The following is a 16,719-nucleotide window of genomic DNA, read 5'->3' on the forward strand; positions in this document are numbered from 1 at the left end:
GACTAACCCTCGCTTGAATGATCGGCCAGAAGGGTGCCGACGCGGCTGACCAGATCGCGTGTCGAAAAGGGTTTGGTGATGTAATCATTGGCACCCAGCGCCAGGCCCTTCTCCTTTTCCACCTCACGTCCGTGCGCTGTCAGCATGATCACCGGCAGGTCGCGGGTTGCGTCTGACTGTCGCAGCTGTTCCAGCAGGTCGAACCCACTCATGCCCGGCAGGCTGATGTCGAGCAGCACCAGATCAGGGCGATTGGCTTCAATCAGGCGGCTTGCCTGTTCGGCATCCGCAGCGGTTACAACCCTGTAGCCTGCCTGCTGCATCAGAAATTCCAGTGACAGCAGGATATTGGGCTCGTCGTCTACTACCAGTACTTCCGGCATGGCACATCCCTCGTGATGACGCTCTTGTATGAGTCTAGTGTGCCCCAGTTAAAAGTGAAACGGCAGGGCCCGGGGCAGGACTTTGGTGGCATGGCGCGTCATAATGGGCGCATTTTTCAGGCTCGGGAGCGTTCATGTCCTTGCAGGGTAAAGAGGTGCATTGCAGTTATGACCAATACGGCAGTGTGCGGGTGTGGGATGACGGTGATAAGCGGTATCTGGCCTTTGGCGAGCTGGACGAGCAAAGCTGCACGCTTAAACACGAGCCCCTGATTCCCGAGCACGAGTATGTGCGTGCCATGCTGCTGGTGCTGCTGTTTGCCGAACCGCGTCAGGTGATCTCGCTGGGGCTGGGGGCAGGGGCGCTGAATACCTGTCTGCACGGCCGCTTTGCCTCCTGCAAGCAGCAGGTGGTGGAGCTGCGACAGAACGTGATTGATGTGGCCTACCGTTTCTTTCAGTTACCCCGGGGCAAGCGGTTGCAGGTACACACGGGGGACGCTTTGGGCTTCCTGCGCAATGCCGAAACGCGCAAGGCCAATATCATCTTCAGCGACATCTACGGGGCAGACGGTCTGGATGACCAGCAACTGGGTGAAGAGTACATCCGCCTGTGTGCCGAGCGGCTCAAGTCGGGTGGCTGGCTGGTGCTGAATCTCTGGCGTGAGCATCAGGATGCAAACACGCTGGAGCTGCTCCTGCCGTACTTTGGCACCCTGTACGGTTGCCACACTCAAAGCGGCAACTGGGTGGTATTGGCCGCGGCCGATGCGCCCGAGGTCAGCCGAAACCAGCTGGAAAAACGGGCCCGTGAACTGAATGGGCAACTGGGTTTTTCGCTTATGCCGTTCCTGAAACGCCTCAAAAGCTACCCTTAGTTTTGGGTGTTTTGGAAACTTTTTTCCGGGTTTTTGAGGTTTTTTGTGCTATTTGGGCGCAGTTGCGACCCACTATACATATTCCGAATGCGGTGTTTCGTTATTCAAATAGGAGGGGGGCGCGGCTTCCTTTAGACTTTTTTTCGATGAAGTCTTTGTGAATTGAGTCAATGCTGCAGTTGAACCTGCGTACCTGTGACGCAGCTGCAGGCCAATAACAATAGGAAGCCAATATGAACAAGACCCTATCCATGCTGGCAGGAGCCGCACTGAGTCTCGGACTTGCTGCCGGCGTGAACGCCGCCACTCTGAAGATGGCTTATGATGCCGATCCGGTTTCTCTGGACCCGCATGAGCAGCTGTCTGGCGGTACCATGCAGCTGTCACACATGACCTTCGACCCGCTGGTACGCTGGGACAAGGACCTCGGCTTTGAACCTCGTCTGGCAGAAAAGTGGGAGCGTATCGACGATCTCACCATGCGTTTCTACCTGCGCAAGGGCGTGACCTTTCATTCCGGCAACCCCTTTACGGCAAAGGATGTCGCCTTCACGTTTGAGCGTCTGCGTCAGTCACCCGACTTCAAGGGTATTTTCGCACCTTTCTCCGAGCTGAAGGTTATCGATGACTACACCATCGAGCTGAAGACCAAGAAGCCCTTCCCGCTGGTACTGAACAACGTAACCTACCTGTTCCCGATGGACAGCGAGTTCTACTCGGGTACCGATGCCAACGGCGAGCCGAAGGACAAGCTGGTCAAGCACGGCAACTCTTTCGCATCGCGCCAGTTGTCCGGCACTGGCCCGTACACCGTGGCAGAACGCCAGCAGGGTGTGCGTGTTGAGTTCGAGCGTTTCGGCAACTACTGGGATGAGAACTCTCCGGGTAACGTGGACGAGATCATCCTGACCCCGATCAAGGAAGCGCCGACCCGTGTAGCTGCACTGCTGTCAGGTGACGTTGACTTCATCGCACCGGTACCTCCGACTGACCACCGTCGCATCGAAGGCAACGACAAGGTCAACCTGATCACCATGAGCGGTACGCGCATTATCACCTTCCAGATGAACCAGGAACGCGTAGAAGCATTCAAGGACGCGCGTGTTCGCCAGGCCGTTGCCTACGCGATCAACCAGGAAGGTATCGTGAAGAAGATCATGCGCGGTTTCGCGACCCCGGCTGCACAGATGAGTCCGGAAGGCTATCTGGGTCACAACTCGGCCCTCAAGCCGCGTTACGATCTGAAGAAGGCACGTGAGCTGATGAAGGAAGCCGGCTACGAAGACGGTTTCACCATCTCCATGATGGCGCCGAACAACCGCTACGTGAATGACGAGAAAATTGCGCAGGCGGTTGCGTCCATGCTGGCCAAGATCAACATCAAGGTTGATCTGAAAACCATGCCGAAGGCGCAGTACTGGGGCGAGTTCGATGAGCGTGCGGCTGACATGATGATGATCGGCTGGCATGCGGATACCGAAGACTCCAACAACTTCTTCGAATTCCTCACAGCCTGCCCGGATGCGGATACCGGCCTCGGTCAGTACAACTCCGGCAACTACTGCAACCCGGAAGCCGACAAGCTGATGGTGGAAGCCAACACTGAAACCGACCCGCAGAAGCGTGCCGAGATCATGCAGACCATCGAGCAGATGCTGTATGACGACGCTGCATTCATCCCGCTGCACTGGCAGAACCTGGCCTGGGCTGCGCGCAAGGGTGTGAACGTTGAGCCGGTACTGAACGTGATGAACTTCCCGTACATGGGTGACCTGGTTATCGAAGAATAACCCTCACGCTTGACGATGCAGATCCGGCGCGTGCGGTTTCCCCAACTGCCCGCGCCGGCTTTTCCCCCTCAAGATCCGTTTCATGCCGAGTCTATGCTGTATGGCAGCGGGCAGCTTTTGTCCGTCAGAACCGGTGTGTGGCGACATAACAGAACGGCGCAGGGACAAGCGACGTCAGACAGGGCAGATAGAACATGATTGCTTTTTTTATAAAACGACTGGCACAGGCGATAGTGGTGATGTTCGTCATCAGCATTATCAGCTTCTCAATACAGGACAACCTGGGTGACCCGCTCCGCGAGATGGTCGGGCAGTCCGTTTCGGAAGCCGAGCGCCAGCAGTTGAGGGATGAGCTGGGCCTGAATGATCCCTTTCTGGTGCAGTACGGTCGCTTTGTAAAGAATGCACTTCAGGGTGATTTGGGTACGTCCTACTTCTTCAAGGAGCCCGCGCTGGACGTGATTCTGGCCAAACTGCCGGCCACGCTGGAACTGGTGTTCGGGGCGTCCCTGATCATCATTACCTTGTCCGTGCCACTGGGCGTTTACTCCGCGATTAACCCGCAGAGCTGGTTCTCCAAGACCGTGATGGGGTTCAGCATTGTCGGTATCTCGATTCCGGTCTTCCTGACCGCGATCGGCCTGATCTACTTCTTTTCCATTGAGCTGGGCTGGATGCCGTCGTATGGGCGTGGCGAGACTGTCATGTTGCCCTGGGGCTGGGAGACAGGCCTGTTCACGGCGGATGGTCTGGCGCATCTGGTGCTGCCGAGCGTATCACTGGCGTCGATCATGCTGCCGCTGTTCATTCGACTGATCCGTGCCGAAATGATGGAGGTGCTGCAGTCGGAATACGTCAAGTTTGCCTGGGCCAAGGGCCTGCATTCGCGCCGTATTTACTTTTTGCATGCACTCAAAAACACCATGCTGCCGGTCATTACGGTGGGCGGCGTGCAGATCGGCACCATGGTGGCGTACACCATCCTGACGGAAACCGTGTTCCAGTGGCCCGGAATGGGGTTCCTGTTCCTGGAGGCGATCAACCGCGTGGACACACCATTGATCGTTGCCTACCTGATCGTGGTGGGTGCCATTTTCGTGATTACCAACACCATTGTTGACCTGATTTACGGCCTGGTAAACCCGACGGTCAATCTGGCGGGCAAGAAATAAGGCGGTATGACCATGACAGATTCAAACCAGACGACCCCCGAAAGCTTTACGCCCGAAGCCGACAAGGCCCCCACGCTGTGGGAGCGCTTCAGGGATAGCCACATCTGGCACAGCTTTAAGCGCGACCGCATTGCACAGTTGAGCCTGACCGTGTTCATGGGCTACGTGATCATGGCGCTGTTCGCCCCCATGATCGCGCCCTTTGATCCCTATGATCCGACGCAGATCGACATCATGAACTCCGAGCTGCCGCCGAGCTGGGATGAAGACTACGGCGACCCGCAGTTCTGGCTGGGGACCGATGCCCAGGGGCGTGACCTCTGGTCAACGATTCTCTACGGCACCCGCATCTCCCTGACCATCGGTGTCTGTGCGGTTCTCCTGCAGGCCACGATCGGCATCATCATCGGCCTGATCGCCGGCTACCGCGGTGGGCGCGTGGACAGTATTCTGATGCGCTGTGCCGATGTGCAGCTGTCGTTCTCGACCATGATGGTTGCCATCGTGGTGCTGGCGGTGTTTCAGGCCAGCTTCGGTACTGAGCTGTACCAGGATCTGGCCATGTTGATGCTGGTACTGGTGATCGGTATCGCGGAGTGGCCGCAGTATGCCCGTACCATTCGTGCCTCGGTGCTGGCCGAGAAGAAAAAGGAATATGTGGATGCTGCGCGCGTGATGGGACTGGGCCAGATACGCATCATGTTCCGCCATATCCTGCCTAATACCCTGTCGCCGATTCTGGTGATTTCAACCGTGCAGGTGGCCAACGCCATCATCTCCGAGGCTTCACTGTCGTTCCTCGGTCTTGGCATGCCGGTGTCTCAGCCGTCACTGGGCTCACTGATCTCCAGCGGCTTTGAATACATCTTCTCCGGCACCTGGTGGATCACGGTGATTCCGGGTGTGGTGCTGGTCTGCCTGGTACTGGTGATGAACCTGATGGGTGACTGGCTGCGCGACGTGCTTAATCCGAAACTGTACAAGGGGTAAATCATCATGGCATTGCTGGAAGTACGAAACCTTGAAGTCAGTTTCGGTCTGCGCAGTGGCGCGGTAAAGGCGCTGCGCAACATCAATTTCACCCTTGATCGCGGTGAGCGGTTGGGGCTGGTGGGCGAGTCCGGTGCCGGTAAATCCGTGCTGGGTTTCTCCATTCTGAACCTGATTGCCAAGCCCGGGCGGATCACGGGCGGCGAGATCCTGTTTGAAGGGCAGAATCTGGCCCGGATGTCGGCTCGCGAGCTGCGCACCATTCGCGGCAATCGGATCTCAATGATCTTTCAGGATCCGATGATGACCCTGAACCCGGTTCTGACCATTGGTCAGCAGATGGTGGAGTGTCTGTTGGCACACCGCAAAATCAGCCGCGAAAACGCCAAGACCATCGCCATTCAAAAACTGAAACAGGTACAGATTCCCTCACCGGAGACACGTATCGATCAGTATCCGCACGAGTTGTCCGGCGGTATGCGACAGCGCGTGGTCATTGCCATCGGGCTGCTGATGGACCCCGATATCATCATCGCGGATGAGCCCACCACTGCGCTGGATGTGACCATTCAGGCCGAGATCATGGAGCTGATGGTTGAGCTCTGCGAGCGCAACAACGTGGCCCTGATTCTGATTACGCATGATCTGGGCGTGGTGTCACAGGTGACACAGAAGGCGATCGTGATGTACGCCGGGCGCGTGATCGAGCAGGGCCCTACGCGTGAGATCATCAACGATGCCCAGCACCCCTATACGCAGGGGCTGATGAATGCGCTGCCGCAGATGGCCATTCCCGGCCAGCGCCTGAACCAGATTCGGGGCTCCATGCCCACGCTGCAGAAGATTCCGACCGGTTGTGCATTCAACCCGCGTTGCGACTATGTGATGGATGTCTGCAAACATCAGTTGCCGGGCTATACCCGCTCGGGCAACTGTCAGGTGGCCTGTCATATGGTGGCGGAGATGAAACGCGATGAAGTGTCTTCGGAGGAGGTATAACCATGAATGCTCATACTCTGACAGAAGCGGCCTCCGTGGCAGATGAAACCGGCACTGATTCGCTGGTGCAGATTCGCGGGCTGTACAAGCAGTTCAACATCTCGGGCGACTTTCTGGACCAGTTGAAGTTCAAGGGCGGCAAGATCGTCCGTGAGCAGTCGTTCGTGCACGCCATCAATGGCGTCAATCTGGATATTCAGCAGGGCGAAGCCCTCTGCGTGGTGGGGGAGTCCGGCTGTGGCAAATCGACGGTCGCACGCACGGTGATGGGGCTGATTACCCCGACCGCCGGCTCCATCAGCTATCGCGGCAAGCGCATTGATGATCTGGATGACAAGCAGCTGTTGCCGTACCGCAAGAAGATGCAGATGATCTTCCAGAACCCCTATGCGTCACTGAACCCGCGCATGACCATTGCACAGACACTGGAAGAACCGGTGCGCCTGCACAACCCGGGCTGGAACGCCCAGCAGGTACGTGACAAGGTGCATGAGGTGATGTTCTCCGTCGGCATCGATCCTAGCTGGGGCGAGCGTTTCGCGCATGAATTCTCCGGCGGTCAGCGCCAGCGCATCAGTATCGCTCGCGCACTGGCGGTGGACCCCGAGTTCATCGTGGCCGACGAGCCGATCTCCGCGCTGGACGTGTCGATCCAGGCGCAGGTGCTCAACCTGCTGATGGATGCGCAGGAAAAGCGTAACCTGACCTATCTGTTCATCACCCATGATCTGTCCGTGGTCGAGCATTTCGGTACCCGGGTCGCGGTGATGTATCTGGGTTCCCTGTGTGAACTGGCACCAACCAAGGCTCTGTTTGATCGCCCGCGTCACCCGTATACTCAGGCGTTGCTGTCCGCCATTCCGCGGCTGGAGGATGACCGTCCGCCGCATATCAAGCTGCAGGGGGAAGTGCCGACACCGGTCAATCTGCCGTCCGGTTGTGTGTTCCACGGCCGTTGTCCCTACGCGAACGAGCGCTGCAAGCGAGAAATTCCCCGGCTGATTGCAACGGATGATGGAGGTCAGGTGGCCTGTCATGCGGTGGAAGAAGGTCGAATCAACTGAAGCAAGGATCAAGCATGAGCATGACAATTGCGTCCCCCCTGAAAATCAGCAGTCAGTTTGATTCAGGGAACATCGAAGTGCTGGATATGACCAACCCCGGTGATATCCAGCTCAGTATCCGCAAGGATAATCAGTCCGAGTTCTTTCAGTGGTTTCACTTTCGAGTTCAGGGCGCTGCGGGGCAGCCCCTGACCCTGCGTATCGTCAACGCGGATCAGGCGGCGTATGTGGATGGCTGGCCGGACTACCGAGTGGTGGCTTCCTATGACCGGGATACCTGGTTTCGCGTAGATACCAGCTACGAACAGGGTGAACTGGTATTTCAGCATACGCCGGCCCAGAACAGTATCTATTTTGCCTATTTTGCCCCTTACAGCTGGGAGCAGCATCTGGACCTGATCGCCACGGCGCAGCAGTCACCGCTGTGTGAGGTGTTTGATATCGGCACTACGCTGGATGGGCATGACCTCAACCTGCTCAAGATCAGCAAGGGAGGCGAGTCAGGTGGTAAGCGCACGGTGTGGGTGACCGCACGCCAGCATCCGGGGGAAACCATGGCCGAGTGGTGTGCCGAAGGATTGCTGAGCCGCCTGCTGGATACCGATGATGCCCTGAGCCAGTCTCTGCTGGAGCAGGTCGATATCTACATGGTGCCCAATATGAACCCGGACGGCTCCATTCGCGGCCATCTGCGTACCAATGCCTGTGGCGCCAACCTGAACCGGGAGTGGCAGGAGCCCACAGCCGAGCGCAGTCCGGAAGTACTGGCCGTGCGTTCCCTGATGCAACAGACCGGCGTGGATCTGTTTCTGGATCTCCACGGTGATGAAGCCCTGCCGTGTAATTTCATTGCCGGTCAGGAAGGTGCGCCGGGGCTGGCGGATGCCATACTGGAACAGGAAAACTGCTTCAAGCGTGATCTGCTGGCCGCCAATCCGGACTTTCAGCTTGAACGTGGATATCCGCCCGGCAAGTTTGGCCCGGAAACCTTCACCATCGCCGCGTTCTGGGTAGGGCAGGCGTTCAGCTGCCCGGCCATGACGCTGGAAATGCCGTTCAAGGACTATGACCTCCGGCCCGATGAAGATGCCGGATGGTCGCCCGAGCGCTCCATGAAGCTGGGTGAATCGCTGGTGCACCCACTGCACCAATGGGCATTGGCTCAGCGGGCATGAACCACTGGCGAGCGTGTGAGGTAAAGGGGTGTTATGGAAGTTAGATGGCTTGATGACTTTATCGCTTTGGCACGAACCCGGCATTTTTCGCGTGCGGCCGAAGAGCGTAACGTCACCCAGCCCACTCTGAGTCGGCGCATCAAACTGTTGGAGGAAGAGATGGGCACCACCCTGATCGACCGCAACAGCCTGCCTCTCTCGCTTACGCCCGCCGGCGAGGTGTTTCTGGCCGGTGCCGAGCAGATGAGTCGTATTGCGCGGGAGACACGATCGCGCTGTAACGAGATTCGGGAGCAGCAGAGTAACCGGCTGACGTTCGCCACCACACAGACGCTGTATATCAGCCTTTACCATGCGGTGATTCTGCCGTTCTCCGAGCAGCACCAGCTGCCGATCGATCTCAATCTGAAGTCCACCTCCTGGGTCGGGGCCGATTTTGTGAATGCCCTCGCGCAGGGGGAGTGCGATCTGGTGCTCTGCTTCTGGCATCCGGACATGAAAATCGCCCAGGACCTGGATGACGAGCGATTCGAGAGTCTTACGGTCGCCAGCGAGCTGCTGGTGCCCGTGACCGCCAATGATGCCGAGGGGCGCCCCTTGTTCACCTTGCCGGGTGACAAGCACGAACCTCTGCCTTATATCGGTTACTACGAGAATGCCTTCATGCGCCCGGTGCTGGATCGCTTCATCCAGCAACACCCCGAGCCGCCTCAGCTGCTGACCATGAATGAGAACGTACACTCCGTCAGCGTGAAAGCGATGATCAAGGAAGGCTTTGGCCTGGGCTGGCTGCCACAGCGGCTGGCCCAAAACAGCCTTGAGCATGGCAGTCTGGGTCTGGCCGGTGGGCCCGAGTGGCAGGTGCCGGTCGAAATACGCATCTACCGCAATCGGCAGAACGTTCAATCCACCCTGAAACAGTTCTGGGTGCTTCTTGAACAGGCCATTCAGACAGGTTCGCTGGCGTTCTAGGGTTTATCCTGCCCGGCCGCAGCCGGAGCAGTTCGACAGACAGGTTTACACAATGATATCGCTTTATTTTTCCCATCTTGAACAGCTTCAGGCTGCACTGGAAAAGCACCTGACGGCAACAGGCCATGAGCAGTTGCTGATCGGTTCGGGTGCCTTGCATCACCATTTTCTGGACGACACCCGCTACCCGTTTCGCCCCAACCCCTGGTTTGTGTACTGGGCAAGCTTTCTGACTCAGCATCCCGACTGCTGGCTGCTGCTGCGACCGGGTTGCAAGCCGCATCTGTTCTACTACACGCCGCGTGATTTCTGGCACCTGACGCCGGCCTTGCCTGCCGATGAGTGGGCGCAGGCATTTGAGTGGACGGCCTATGATGATCTGACCGTGGTCCGTAGCGCGCTGGGCTCGGCCCGCACGGCCATTATCAGTGAACAGCCGCTCCCTGAAGGCGATTGGGACCTGAACCCCGATGGCCTGATGCAGGCGATGAACTTTGACCGTGCGATCAAAACCGAATGGGAGCAGCATTGCCTGCGCGAAGCAAACGCGCTGGCGGTGAAGGGGCACCGGGCGGCCCGGGAAGGGTTTGAGTCCGGCCTGAGCGAGTACGCCATTCATCAGTCCTACCTGAATGCGATTGATCATAACGAGCCTGATCTGCCGTATGACAACATTGTGGGGCTCAATGAACACGCGGCGGTGCTGCATTATCAGTTTCAGCAGCGGGTGGTGCCTCAGGCTCACCGGACGCTGCTGATTGATGCCGGCGCCCGCTACAACGGTTATGCGGCCGATATTACCCGTACTCATTCGCCGGCCGGCACTCTGTTTGCGGACCTGATAGACGCGCTGGATGAACAGCAGCAGGCGCTCTGTGCCCAGATCAACGCCACAACCGACTTTGTCAGCCTGCATGAACAGACGCATCAGGTTATCGCGCGGCTGTTGGCTCAGTTCGATATTGTGCACGGCAGTGAAGAGCAGCTGGTGGAGCAGGGCGTGACACGCTGTTTTTATCCGCATGGGCTGGGACACCTGCTCGGGTTGCAGGTCCACGATGTGGGTGGCTGGCAGCAGGATGCGTCGGGGACGCTGCGCAAACCGCCAGAAGCACACCCGTTCCTGCGCCTGACGCGGCCACTGGCAGCCGGGTTTGCCATTACGGTTGAGCCCGGTCTGTATTTTATCCCCCAGCTTCTGTCTGATCTGAAAACGCAGCCAGCAGCTTCTGATGTCAACTGGAGCCGGGTTGAGGAGCTGCTGCCCTATGGTGGGATCCGAATTGAAGACAACCTTATTGTCGGTGAGCACAGCAGTGAAAATTTGACCCGGGACGGCTTCGCTCGACTGGGGTAAACTGCTACAGCGCACAGGGGCGTGAACCAAATTGGCCCAACAATTGCTTATGTGCACCAACACAGTTCTGTTTTGAAGAGGTATGCATGCAGACGTCGATCTTTCCCTGGTTTCAGCCGATCATCGAGATCGCAACCGGGCAAGTGCTGGGATATGAAGCACTGGCGCGTCAGAAGGATGCATCAGGGAAGATTGTATCGGCAGGTGCTTTGTTCTCCGACGATAACCTGTCGCTGGAGAAGCGTTTGGAGCTGGATCGGCAGGTCCGTTACCAGGCGCTGAAAGCGCTGTCAGAGGCTCCGGAAGGCACCTGTATCAGCTTGAATATCTCGCCTCAGTGGCTGGATTGGGTGGTCGAGGACGACTCGCTTGAAACGCTCAAGATGATGGAAGAGCTGGGGGTGGATCCGGCACGGGTCATCATCGAAATCACCGAGCACAGCGGGCATCTGGACCAGATCCATACGCTGGCCGGCCGCTACCGGGAAGCAGGTGTTCGCGTGGCGCTGGATGACTTTGGCACCGGCTTTCAGCAGCTGGACCGACTGCTCTCCTTTACCCCGGACCTGCTCAAGGTCGATATGCGCATGTTCAAAAGTGGTGCATTCGGGCACCAGGAGAGTGCACTGCTGCATACCCTGGGTGACATGGCATCACGGCTTGGCTGCAAGCTGATTTTCGAAGGCGTCGAGACCGCTGATGAGTTCAATCTGGCGCTGCAGTGCAATGCCAGTTACATCCAGGGGTTTCTGTTTGAACCGGCACTTGCCGAATTCATGCCGCGTGATGAGAAGCAGGAGCACGTCAACCAGTTGCTCCAGCGTTACCTCGAGCAGATGGTGGAGCAGTCTGCCCGGCGGCAGTGGCACCTTGAGGGTCTGCACAGTCAGTTGCTGGCGATGCGGCAGTTGTTGGTATCACGTGAGGGAAGCGGGGAAGAAGCACTCAGGGAATATTGCCCTGACACGGCGATTCTGCGCTGCTTTATCTGTAACCGCAACGGCGTGCAGGTTTCGCCCAACTTCAACTATCTGGACGGGCAGTGGCAGGCGGACACCAGTGTCCTCGGTCATAACTGGAGCTGGCGGCCGTGGTTTTACCAGCTGGTGGCGGCGGAAGACTATTCACGCCGTATCCTGCGCTCGCCTCCCTACATGGATATCAGCAGTAACCAGCGCTGCTTTACGCTGACGCTGGCACTGGACGATGATCGGGTGCTGGTGGTGGATGTCGAGGATCAGTTGGCTGCGGCGGCCGGTATTTCGCCGCAAACATCCTTCCACAGTGACTTGATGCCGGACTTGTCCTGATCGCTGAGCTGGTCAACGGCGAATGCACTGTTCAGGCTGTCTTCGACGGCCTGAGCAAAGGCTTCATCCGACGCGGGGTCTTCAGCGGCAACCAGGTTGAGATGGCCGATCAGGTAGCTGCAGTAGAACAGCTCATCCGGCTCATCCATTGCGGCTTGCTCCCGCTCAAGCAGGCGTTGTTCGGTCAGGTCGATCAGGCTTGCGCTCATGAAGTCTCCAGTTTTTTCAGCAGCAGTGCATAGGTTTTGCCATCAGACTCGGTCTGTTCCAGGCGAACGATCAGGTAATCCAGCTCAGGGGCGAACCAGATCAGTGTTTCTCGATCAGCATCTTCCCCGCGGTCACGCATGACGCGCACGGCCGTGTAGCGCCCATAGGGCGTTTCGATCTCCTCTTCACCGGTCACCTTGAAGCGGTATTCTTTCAATTTGCCGCCATCCGCGACCGCATAGGTCATCTCGGTTTTACCGGCCAGCAGGTCAAGCCGCATCTGTAGCTGGTAGCTCAGCTTGTCCTGAGTGCCAGCCGGAACCTCCATCTTCCAGGGCTTGTCCTTGACCACCGTTGTAACCTGCTGCTGTACCCAGTCGAAATCAACACTGGCCTTGCGGCTTTTGCCCAGCACCTTGCGGTGATAGCGATAGCTGTCAGGGCGAATACTGTCAGAGGGGAGGTAGTGAAAGCGGGTTTTTTCACTGATGCTGGCCATGAGGGCAGAGGCACTGGAACTGAAGTGCCAGCCACCCTCCGGGAGAGGCTTGAGTTCACGCACGGCCTCACCACTCAAGGAGATGCCCATGTCGAAAGCCGTGGTATAGATAGCCTTGAACCCGGTGATGGGTATTTCCTCGGCATGGGCGGGTGACAGAGCCAGCATGCAGCCGGCCAGGATAGCGGTAAAGCCTGAGCGTATCATGCGTTGCCTCCTGTCCAATATCAGGTCGCGCTGTAGTCGAAACCTGCAGCGCCCACCGGGGTACCGTCCAGTTGTACCCCGTCTGATGCAAGGGTCAGGCGTTCATTGCAGAACCACTCCACCGCGAGGGGGTAGATCTGGTGTTCCAGCGTATGAACGCGCTGCTGAAGACTGTCTTCCGTATCGGTCTTCATGATGGGGGTGCGCGCCTGCACGATGACCGGTCCGCCATCCAGCTCTTCCGTCACAAAGTGCACGCTGCAGCCGTGAACATCATCCCCTGCTTCCAGTGCACGCCTGTGCGTGTGCAGGCCCTTGTACTTGGGCAGAAGCGAAGGGTGTATGTTCATCAGGCGGCCCTGATAGTGGCGCACGAGCTCCGGCGTCAGGATGCGCATAAAGCCTGCCAGTACCACCAGATCGGGCTGATAATTGTCGATCAGCTCGATCAGGGCCGAGTCAAAACTTTCCCGGTCGGCAAACAGCTTGTGGTCGAGCAGACGGGCATCAACGCCCGCCTGCTCAGCGCGGGTCAGGCCATAGGCGTCGGCGCGGTTGCTGATGACCGCTGCGACGGTGCCGTTGATCCTGCCCTCACGAGTCTGGTCCAGAATTACCTGCAGGTTGGAGCCGCTACCGGATATGAGTACTACGATCCGTTTCGGCGCCATCTCAGGCCTCCAGGCCGCGCAGCTCAACCTGTTCTTCGCCCTCGGCAGCGGCTTCGATCTGGCCGATCTGCCAGGCGTTTTCACCTTCAGTCTGCAGCAGGGCGATGGCGGCTTCAGCCTTGTCGGCCGGAACAGCGATTACCATGCCGACACCGCAGTTGAAGGTGCGGTACATTTCGCGGGCGTCCACGTTGCCGCCTTCCTGCAGCCACTGGAATACCGGCGGCATGTCCCAGGAGTTAACGTCAATCACGGCTTTGGCCGAGGCCGGCAGTACACGCGGAATGTTTTCCAGCAGGCCGCCACCGGTGATGTGAGACAGGGCGTTGACCTGAGATTCACGGATCAGCTTAAGCAGCTGCTTGACGTAGATACGGGTCGGCTCCAGCAGAGCGTCGGCCAGGGTCTTGTCGCCTACCGGCTGCTGCAGGTCCGCGTTGGTGACTTCCAGAATCTTGCGGATCAGGGAGTAGCCGTTGGAGTGCGGGCCGGAGGAGGCCAGACCGATCAGGGCGTCACCGACCTGAACCTGGCTGCCGTCGATGATACCGTCCTTTTCAACCACGCCGACACAGAAGCCGGCCAGGTCGTAGTCATCACCTTCGTACATGCCCGGCATTTCGGCGGTTTCACCACCCACCAGAGCAGCACCGGCCAGCTCGCAGCCTGCACCGATACCGGTTACAACGTCGGCGGCCATGTCCACATTGAGGCTGCCGGTGGCGTAGTAGTCGAGGAACAGCAGCGGCTCGGCACCGGCAACGACCAGATCATTCACACACATGGCTACCAGGTCGATACCGATGGTATCGTGCTTGTTCAACTCCATTGCCAGGCGCAGCTTGGTACCGACACCATCGGTACCGGTCACCAGAACCGGCTGCTTGTAACCGGCCGGCAGCTCGCACAGTGCACCGAAACCACCCAGTCCACCCATCACTTCAGGACGGGCAGTACGTTTGGCGACACCTTTGATACGCTCGACCAGGGCGTTACCTGCATCAATATCAACGCCGGCATCCTTATAGCTCAGGGAAGTTTTTTCAGAACCTGTAGACATGGGTGAGTCAACCTTTAAAGCGGGAGATGTTCGTTAAAAAATTATCGCGCTAGTTTATCAGGTTGCGGGCGCTCTGTGTTAGAGTTACGCGCTTCAATTGTCGGTCTGACATCTTCTGGTCAATAGTTGAGCTCATAGACAGCAGTAGTGATACAGAAACAGAAAAGCCAAGCAGCTGCGCCCATGCAGTTGCCACTTGGAATCAGCCTCAGAGACGATGCCCGGTTCGAGAACTTCGTGCAGGGTCGTAACGGGTTGGTGTGTGCTGCGCTGGAAAAGGCGGTCAGTGGTCTGGGTGAGCAGTATTTATTCCTCTGGGGGCATACCGGCACCGGCTGCTCGCACTTGCTGCAGTCCTGCTGTCATGCGTCTGACCCGGTTCATCGCCGTGCGGTCTACCTGCCGCTGGCCGAGTTGAAGCAATATGGGCCCCAGCTGCTGGAAGATTTCGATCAGCTGGACCTGGTGTGCATCGATAACCTGGAGCAGATAGCCGGTGACCCGCTTTGGGAAGAGGCGCTGTTTCACCTCTACAACCGGATGCGTGCCAATGGCCATGTGTTGATCATCGCGGCCAACAAGCCACCTGCCAAGCTGGGAATTCGTCTGGCGGATCTGGAGTCTCGCCTGAACTGGGGCATGGTGTTCCAGTTGCAGCCGCTGGATGATGAGACCAAGGAAATTGCGCTGAAGGCGCGTGCCTCTGCTCGAGGGCTCAAGTTGAGCGATGAGGTGGTGCGCTACCTGATGCACCACGGCAGCCGGAATATGGCGCATCTGCTGGTTACACTCGATAAACTGGATGTGGCCTCCCTCAGTGCCCAGCGTAAAATCACGGTGCCGTTCGTCAAACAGGTCATGAACTGGTAGTCACAGGCTGCACGTTCCGGATCTGGTACTCCTTTAATCACTGCATTATCATGCGCGCCCTATGATGACTGATCAAAAAACAGACAATCAGCGCGTCCCGCGCGACTTCCATGCCCGACCTGCCGACGAGCAGGCGCTGTTTCTCAATGAGACCTGGTGTGACCACTGCCAGGCGCTGGGGCTTGGCATGAAGGATCCGGAAGAATATGAACTCTTCGGTATCGTCTTTATTGAAGGCCGCTGCGTGCGCTGCGGAGAGCCCGTGCTGACCGAACTCACCGAGGACGACTTCGATGATGAATGAGGCGTCCGAACAGCGGTTTGGCGGTGTGGCCCGGCTGTATGGCCTGGATGGGCTGGCACTTTTTCAGCAGGCGCATGTGGCTGTCATCGGTATTGGCGGTGTGGGCTCCTGGGTGGCTGAGGGGCTGGCACGTTCGGGGATTGGCGAAATCACCCTGATCGATCTGGACGATGTCTGCGTGACCAATACCAACCGCCAGATCCATGCGCTCAGCTCAACCGTTGGACAGTCAAAAGTTGCTGTCATGGCCGACCGTATTCGGGACCTGAATCCCGATTGTCTGGTGCATGAAGTGGAAGCCTTTGCCTCACGTGAGAATCTGGACGAGATTCTGCATGATGGTCTGGACTACGTGGTTGATGCCATTGACAGCGTCAAGGACAAGGCGGCCGTGATCGCCTGGTGCAAGCGTCGCAAGGTGCCCGTGATTACCATTGGCGGTGCCGGTGGGCAGACGGATCCAACCCAGATTCAGGTGGCCGACCTGACGCGAACACAAAACGACCCGCTGGCCGCCAAGGTGCGCTCCTTCCTGCGTCGACATTACCGCTTCAGCAGCAGCGGTCGCCGTTTTGCCGTGGAGTGTGTGTTCTCGAATGAGCAGTTGCGCTACCCGCAGCCGGATGGCAGTGTATGCCAGCAGAAAAGTGCCATGGAAAACGGCACGCGCCTTGATTGTGCCGGCGGCTTTGGAGCGGCGGTAGCGGTAACTGCCAGCTTCGGCTTCGTGGCGGTATCGCGAGTGCTCAAGAAGATGCAGGAGCGGGCTGCGCGCGAGCAGGCGGGCTGAGTCTGCTCTCATCATCTC

18 protein-coding genes are annotated in these 16,719 nt (G+C 58.1%); 13 read left to right on the forward strand and 5 right to left on the reverse strand.

Annotated features, from left to right (window positions below; genetic code table 11):
• Positions 1–2: 2 nt before the first annotated feature.
• The gene (locus H9C73_RS04640) at positions 3–383 is read right to left on the reverse strand and encodes a response regulator transcription factor (RefSeq protein ID WP_209286632.1); all 381 of its coding nucleotides are present in this window, start codon (positions 381–383) and stop codon (positions 3–5) included.
• Positions 384–517: 134 nt separating this feature from the next.
• Between H9C73_RS04640 and H9C73_RS04645 the strand changes: the two genes are divergently transcribed.
• From H9C73_RS04645 to H9C73_RS04690, 10 genes are all read left to right on the forward strand, one after another.
• On the forward strand, positions 518–1,261 hold the full coding sequence (locus H9C73_RS04645) for a spermidine synthase (RefSeq protein WP_209286633.1): 744 nt from the start codon (positions 518–520) through the stop codon (positions 1,259–1,261).
• A 233-nt stretch (positions 1,262–1,494) separates the two neighbouring features.
• On the forward strand, positions 1,495–3,051 hold the full coding sequence (locus tag H9C73_RS04650) for an ABC transporter substrate-binding protein (RefSeq protein ID WP_209286634.1): 1,557 nt from the start codon (positions 1,495–1,497) through the stop codon (positions 3,049–3,051).
• A gap of 194 nt (positions 3,052–3,245) precedes the next feature.
• Positions 3,246–4,223: an ABC transporter permease gene (locus tag H9C73_RS04655; RefSeq protein WP_209286635.1), complete on the forward strand. Its 978-nt coding sequence runs from the start codon at positions 3,246–3,248 to the stop codon at positions 4,221–4,223.
• A 12-nt stretch (positions 4,224–4,235) separates the two neighbouring features.
• On the forward strand, positions 4,236–5,213 hold the full coding sequence (locus tag H9C73_RS04660) for an ABC transporter permease (protein ID WP_209286636.1): 978 nt from the start codon (positions 4,236–4,238) through the stop codon (positions 5,211–5,213).
• A 6-nt stretch (positions 5,214–5,219) separates the two neighbouring features.
• Positions 5,220–6,212 (forward strand): ABC transporter ATP-binding protein, encoded by a 993-nt coding sequence (locus H9C73_RS04665; protein WP_209286637.1) that lies wholly within the window; start codon positions 5,220–5,222, stop codon positions 6,210–6,212.
• A gap of 2 nt (positions 6,213–6,214) precedes the next feature.
• Positions 6,215–7,276, forward strand: coding sequence for an ABC transporter ATP-binding protein (locus H9C73_RS04670; RefSeq protein WP_209286638.1), 1,062 nt, complete (start codon positions 6,215–6,217; stop codon positions 7,274–7,276).
• A 14-nt stretch (positions 7,277–7,290) separates the two neighbouring features.
• Positions 7,291–8,451: a M14 family metallopeptidase gene (locus tag H9C73_RS04675; RefSeq protein ID WP_209286639.1), complete on the forward strand. Its 1,161-nt coding sequence runs from the start codon at positions 7,291–7,293 to the stop codon at positions 8,449–8,451.
• A 33-nt stretch (positions 8,452–8,484) separates the two neighbouring features.
• Positions 8,485–9,423: a LysR family transcriptional regulator gene (locus H9C73_RS04680; RefSeq protein ID WP_209286640.1), complete on the forward strand. Its 939-nt coding sequence runs from the start codon at positions 8,485–8,487 to the stop codon at positions 9,421–9,423.
• A 52-nt stretch (positions 9,424–9,475) separates the two neighbouring features.
• On the forward strand, positions 9,476–10,780 hold the full coding sequence (gene pepQ / locus H9C73_RS04685; RefSeq protein ID WP_209286641.1) for a Xaa-Pro dipeptidase: 1,305 nt from the start codon (positions 9,476–9,478) through the stop codon (positions 10,778–10,780).
• Positions 10,781–10,866: 86 nt separating this feature from the next.
• Positions 10,867–12,090 (forward strand): EAL domain-containing protein, encoded by a 1,224-nt coding sequence (locus H9C73_RS04690; protein WP_209286642.1) that lies wholly within the window; start codon positions 10,867–10,869, stop codon positions 12,088–12,090.
• Here H9C73_RS04690 and H9C73_RS04695 read toward each other — a convergent pair.
• From H9C73_RS04695 to purM, 4 genes are read right to left on the reverse strand one after another with little or no spacing between them, the layout of a single operon-like run.
• Positions 12,018–12,299, reverse strand: coding sequence for a YfcL family protein (locus H9C73_RS04695; RefSeq protein WP_209286643.1), 282 nt, complete (start codon positions 12,297–12,299; stop codon positions 12,018–12,020). The two genes, H9C73_RS04690 and H9C73_RS04695, sit on opposite strands and share 73 nt — an antisense overlap.
• Positions 12,296–13,006, reverse strand: a complete 711-nt coding sequence (locus H9C73_RS04700) for a DUF3108 domain-containing protein (protein WP_236014083.1) — start codon at positions 13,004–13,006, stop codon at positions 12,296–12,298. Before H9C73_RS04700 ends, H9C73_RS04695 begins: the two co-directional genes overlap by 4 nt.
• 20 nt (positions 13,007–13,026) lie before the next feature.
• Positions 13,027–13,677: a phosphoribosylglycinamide formyltransferase gene (purN, locus tag H9C73_RS04705; RefSeq protein ID WP_209286644.1), complete on the reverse strand. Its 651-nt coding sequence runs from the start codon at positions 13,675–13,677 to the stop codon at positions 13,027–13,029.
• Position 13,678: 1 nt separating this feature from the next.
• Positions 13,679–14,737: a phosphoribosylformylglycinamidine cyclo-ligase gene (gene purM / locus H9C73_RS04710; protein WP_209286645.1), complete on the reverse strand. Its 1,059-nt coding sequence runs from the start codon at positions 14,735–14,737 to the stop codon at positions 13,679–13,681.
• Positions 14,738–14,920: 183 nt separating this feature from the next.
• Here purM and hda point away from each other — a divergent pair, with 183 nt between their 5' ends.
• The 3 genes from hda to tcdA all read left to right on the forward strand — a co-directional run bounded on the left by hda (position 14,921) and on the right by tcdA (position 16,701).
• Positions 14,921–15,607, forward strand: a complete 687-nt coding sequence (gene hda, locus H9C73_RS04715; protein WP_209286646.1) for a DnaA regulatory inactivator Hda — start codon at positions 14,921–14,923, stop codon at positions 15,605–15,607.
• A gap of 64 nt (positions 15,608–15,671) precedes the next feature.
• Positions 15,672–15,911: a hypothetical protein gene (locus H9C73_RS04720; protein ID WP_328797938.1), complete on the forward strand. Its 240-nt coding sequence runs from the start codon at positions 15,672–15,674 to the stop codon at positions 15,909–15,911.
• Positions 15,904–16,701 carry a tRNA cyclic N6-threonylcarbamoyladenosine(37) synthase TcdA gene (gene tcdA / locus H9C73_RS04725; protein WP_209286708.1) on the forward strand — a complete coding sequence of 266 codons (798 nt, stop codon included), beginning with the start codon at positions 15,904–15,906 and terminating at the stop codon, positions 16,699–16,701. The genes H9C73_RS04720 and tcdA overlap by 8 nt, the downstream gene beginning before the upstream one ends.
• Positions 16,702–16,719 lie beyond the last annotated feature (18 nt).

Source organism: Marinobacterium alkalitolerans, assembly GCF_017776525.1.
Classification (GTDB): domain Bacteria; phylum Pseudomonadota; class Gammaproteobacteria; order Pseudomonadales; family Balneatricaceae; genus Marinobacterium; species Marinobacterium alkalitolerans.

Coding starts and splice junctions, on each gene's coding strand:
- H9C73_RS04670 (WP_209286638.1), top strand. CDS start 6,215: ATGAATGCTCATACTCTGACAGAAGCGGCCTCCGTGGCAGATGAAACC.
- H9C73_RS04690 (WP_209286642.1), top strand. CDS start 10,867: ATGCAGACGTCGATCTTTCCCTGGTTTCAGCCGATCATCGAGATCGCA.
- purM (WP_209286645.1), bottom strand. CDS start 14,737: ATGTCTACAGGTTCTGAAAAAACTTCCCTGAGCTATAAGGATGCCGGC.
- pepQ (WP_209286641.1), top strand. CDS start 9,476: ATGATATCGCTTTATTTTTCCCATCTTGAACAGCTTCAGGCTGCACTG.
- H9C73_RS04675 (WP_209286639.1), top strand. CDS start 7,291: ATGAGCATGACAATTGCGTCCCCCCTGAAAATCAGCAGTCAGTTTGAT.
- H9C73_RS04640 (WP_209286632.1), bottom strand. CDS start 383: ATGCCGGAAGTACTGGTAGTAGACGACGAGCCCAATATCCTGCTGTCA.
- H9C73_RS04700 (WP_236014083.1), bottom strand. CDS start 13,006: ATGATACGCTCAGGCTTTACCGCTATCCTGGCCGGCTGCATGCTGGCT.
- H9C73_RS04650 (WP_209286634.1), top strand. CDS start 1,495: ATGAACAAGACCCTATCCATGCTGGCAGGAGCCGCACTGAGTCTCGGA.
- tcdA (WP_209286708.1), top strand. CDS start 15,904: ATGAATGAGGCGTCCGAACAGCGGTTTGGCGGTGTGGCCCGGCTGTAT.
- hda (WP_209286646.1), top strand. CDS start 14,921: ATGCAGTTGCCACTTGGAATCAGCCTCAGAGACGATGCCCGGTTCGAG.
- H9C73_RS04660 (WP_209286636.1), top strand. CDS start 4,236: ATGACAGATTCAAACCAGACGACCCCCGAAAGCTTTACGCCCGAAGCC.
- purN (WP_209286644.1), bottom strand. CDS start 13,677: ATGGCGCCGAAACGGATCGTAGTACTCATATCCGGTAGCGGCTCCAAC.
- H9C73_RS04655 (WP_209286635.1), top strand. CDS start 3,246: ATGATTGCTTTTTTTATAAAACGACTGGCACAGGCGATAGTGGTGATG.
- H9C73_RS04720 (WP_328797938.1), top strand. CDS start 15,672: ATGACTGATCAAAAAACAGACAATCAGCGCGTCCCGCGCGACTTCCAT.
- H9C73_RS04680 (WP_209286640.1), top strand. CDS start 8,485: ATGGAAGTTAGATGGCTTGATGACTTTATCGCTTTGGCACGAACCCGG.
- H9C73_RS04665 (WP_209286637.1), top strand. CDS start 5,220: ATGGCATTGCTGGAAGTACGAAACCTTGAAGTCAGTTTCGGTCTGCGC.
- H9C73_RS04645 (WP_209286633.1), top strand. CDS start 518: ATGTCCTTGCAGGGTAAAGAGGTGCATTGCAGTTATGACCAATACGGC.
- H9C73_RS04695 (WP_209286643.1), bottom strand. CDS start 12,299: ATGAGCGCAAGCCTGATCGACCTGACCGAACAACGCCTGCTTGAGCGG.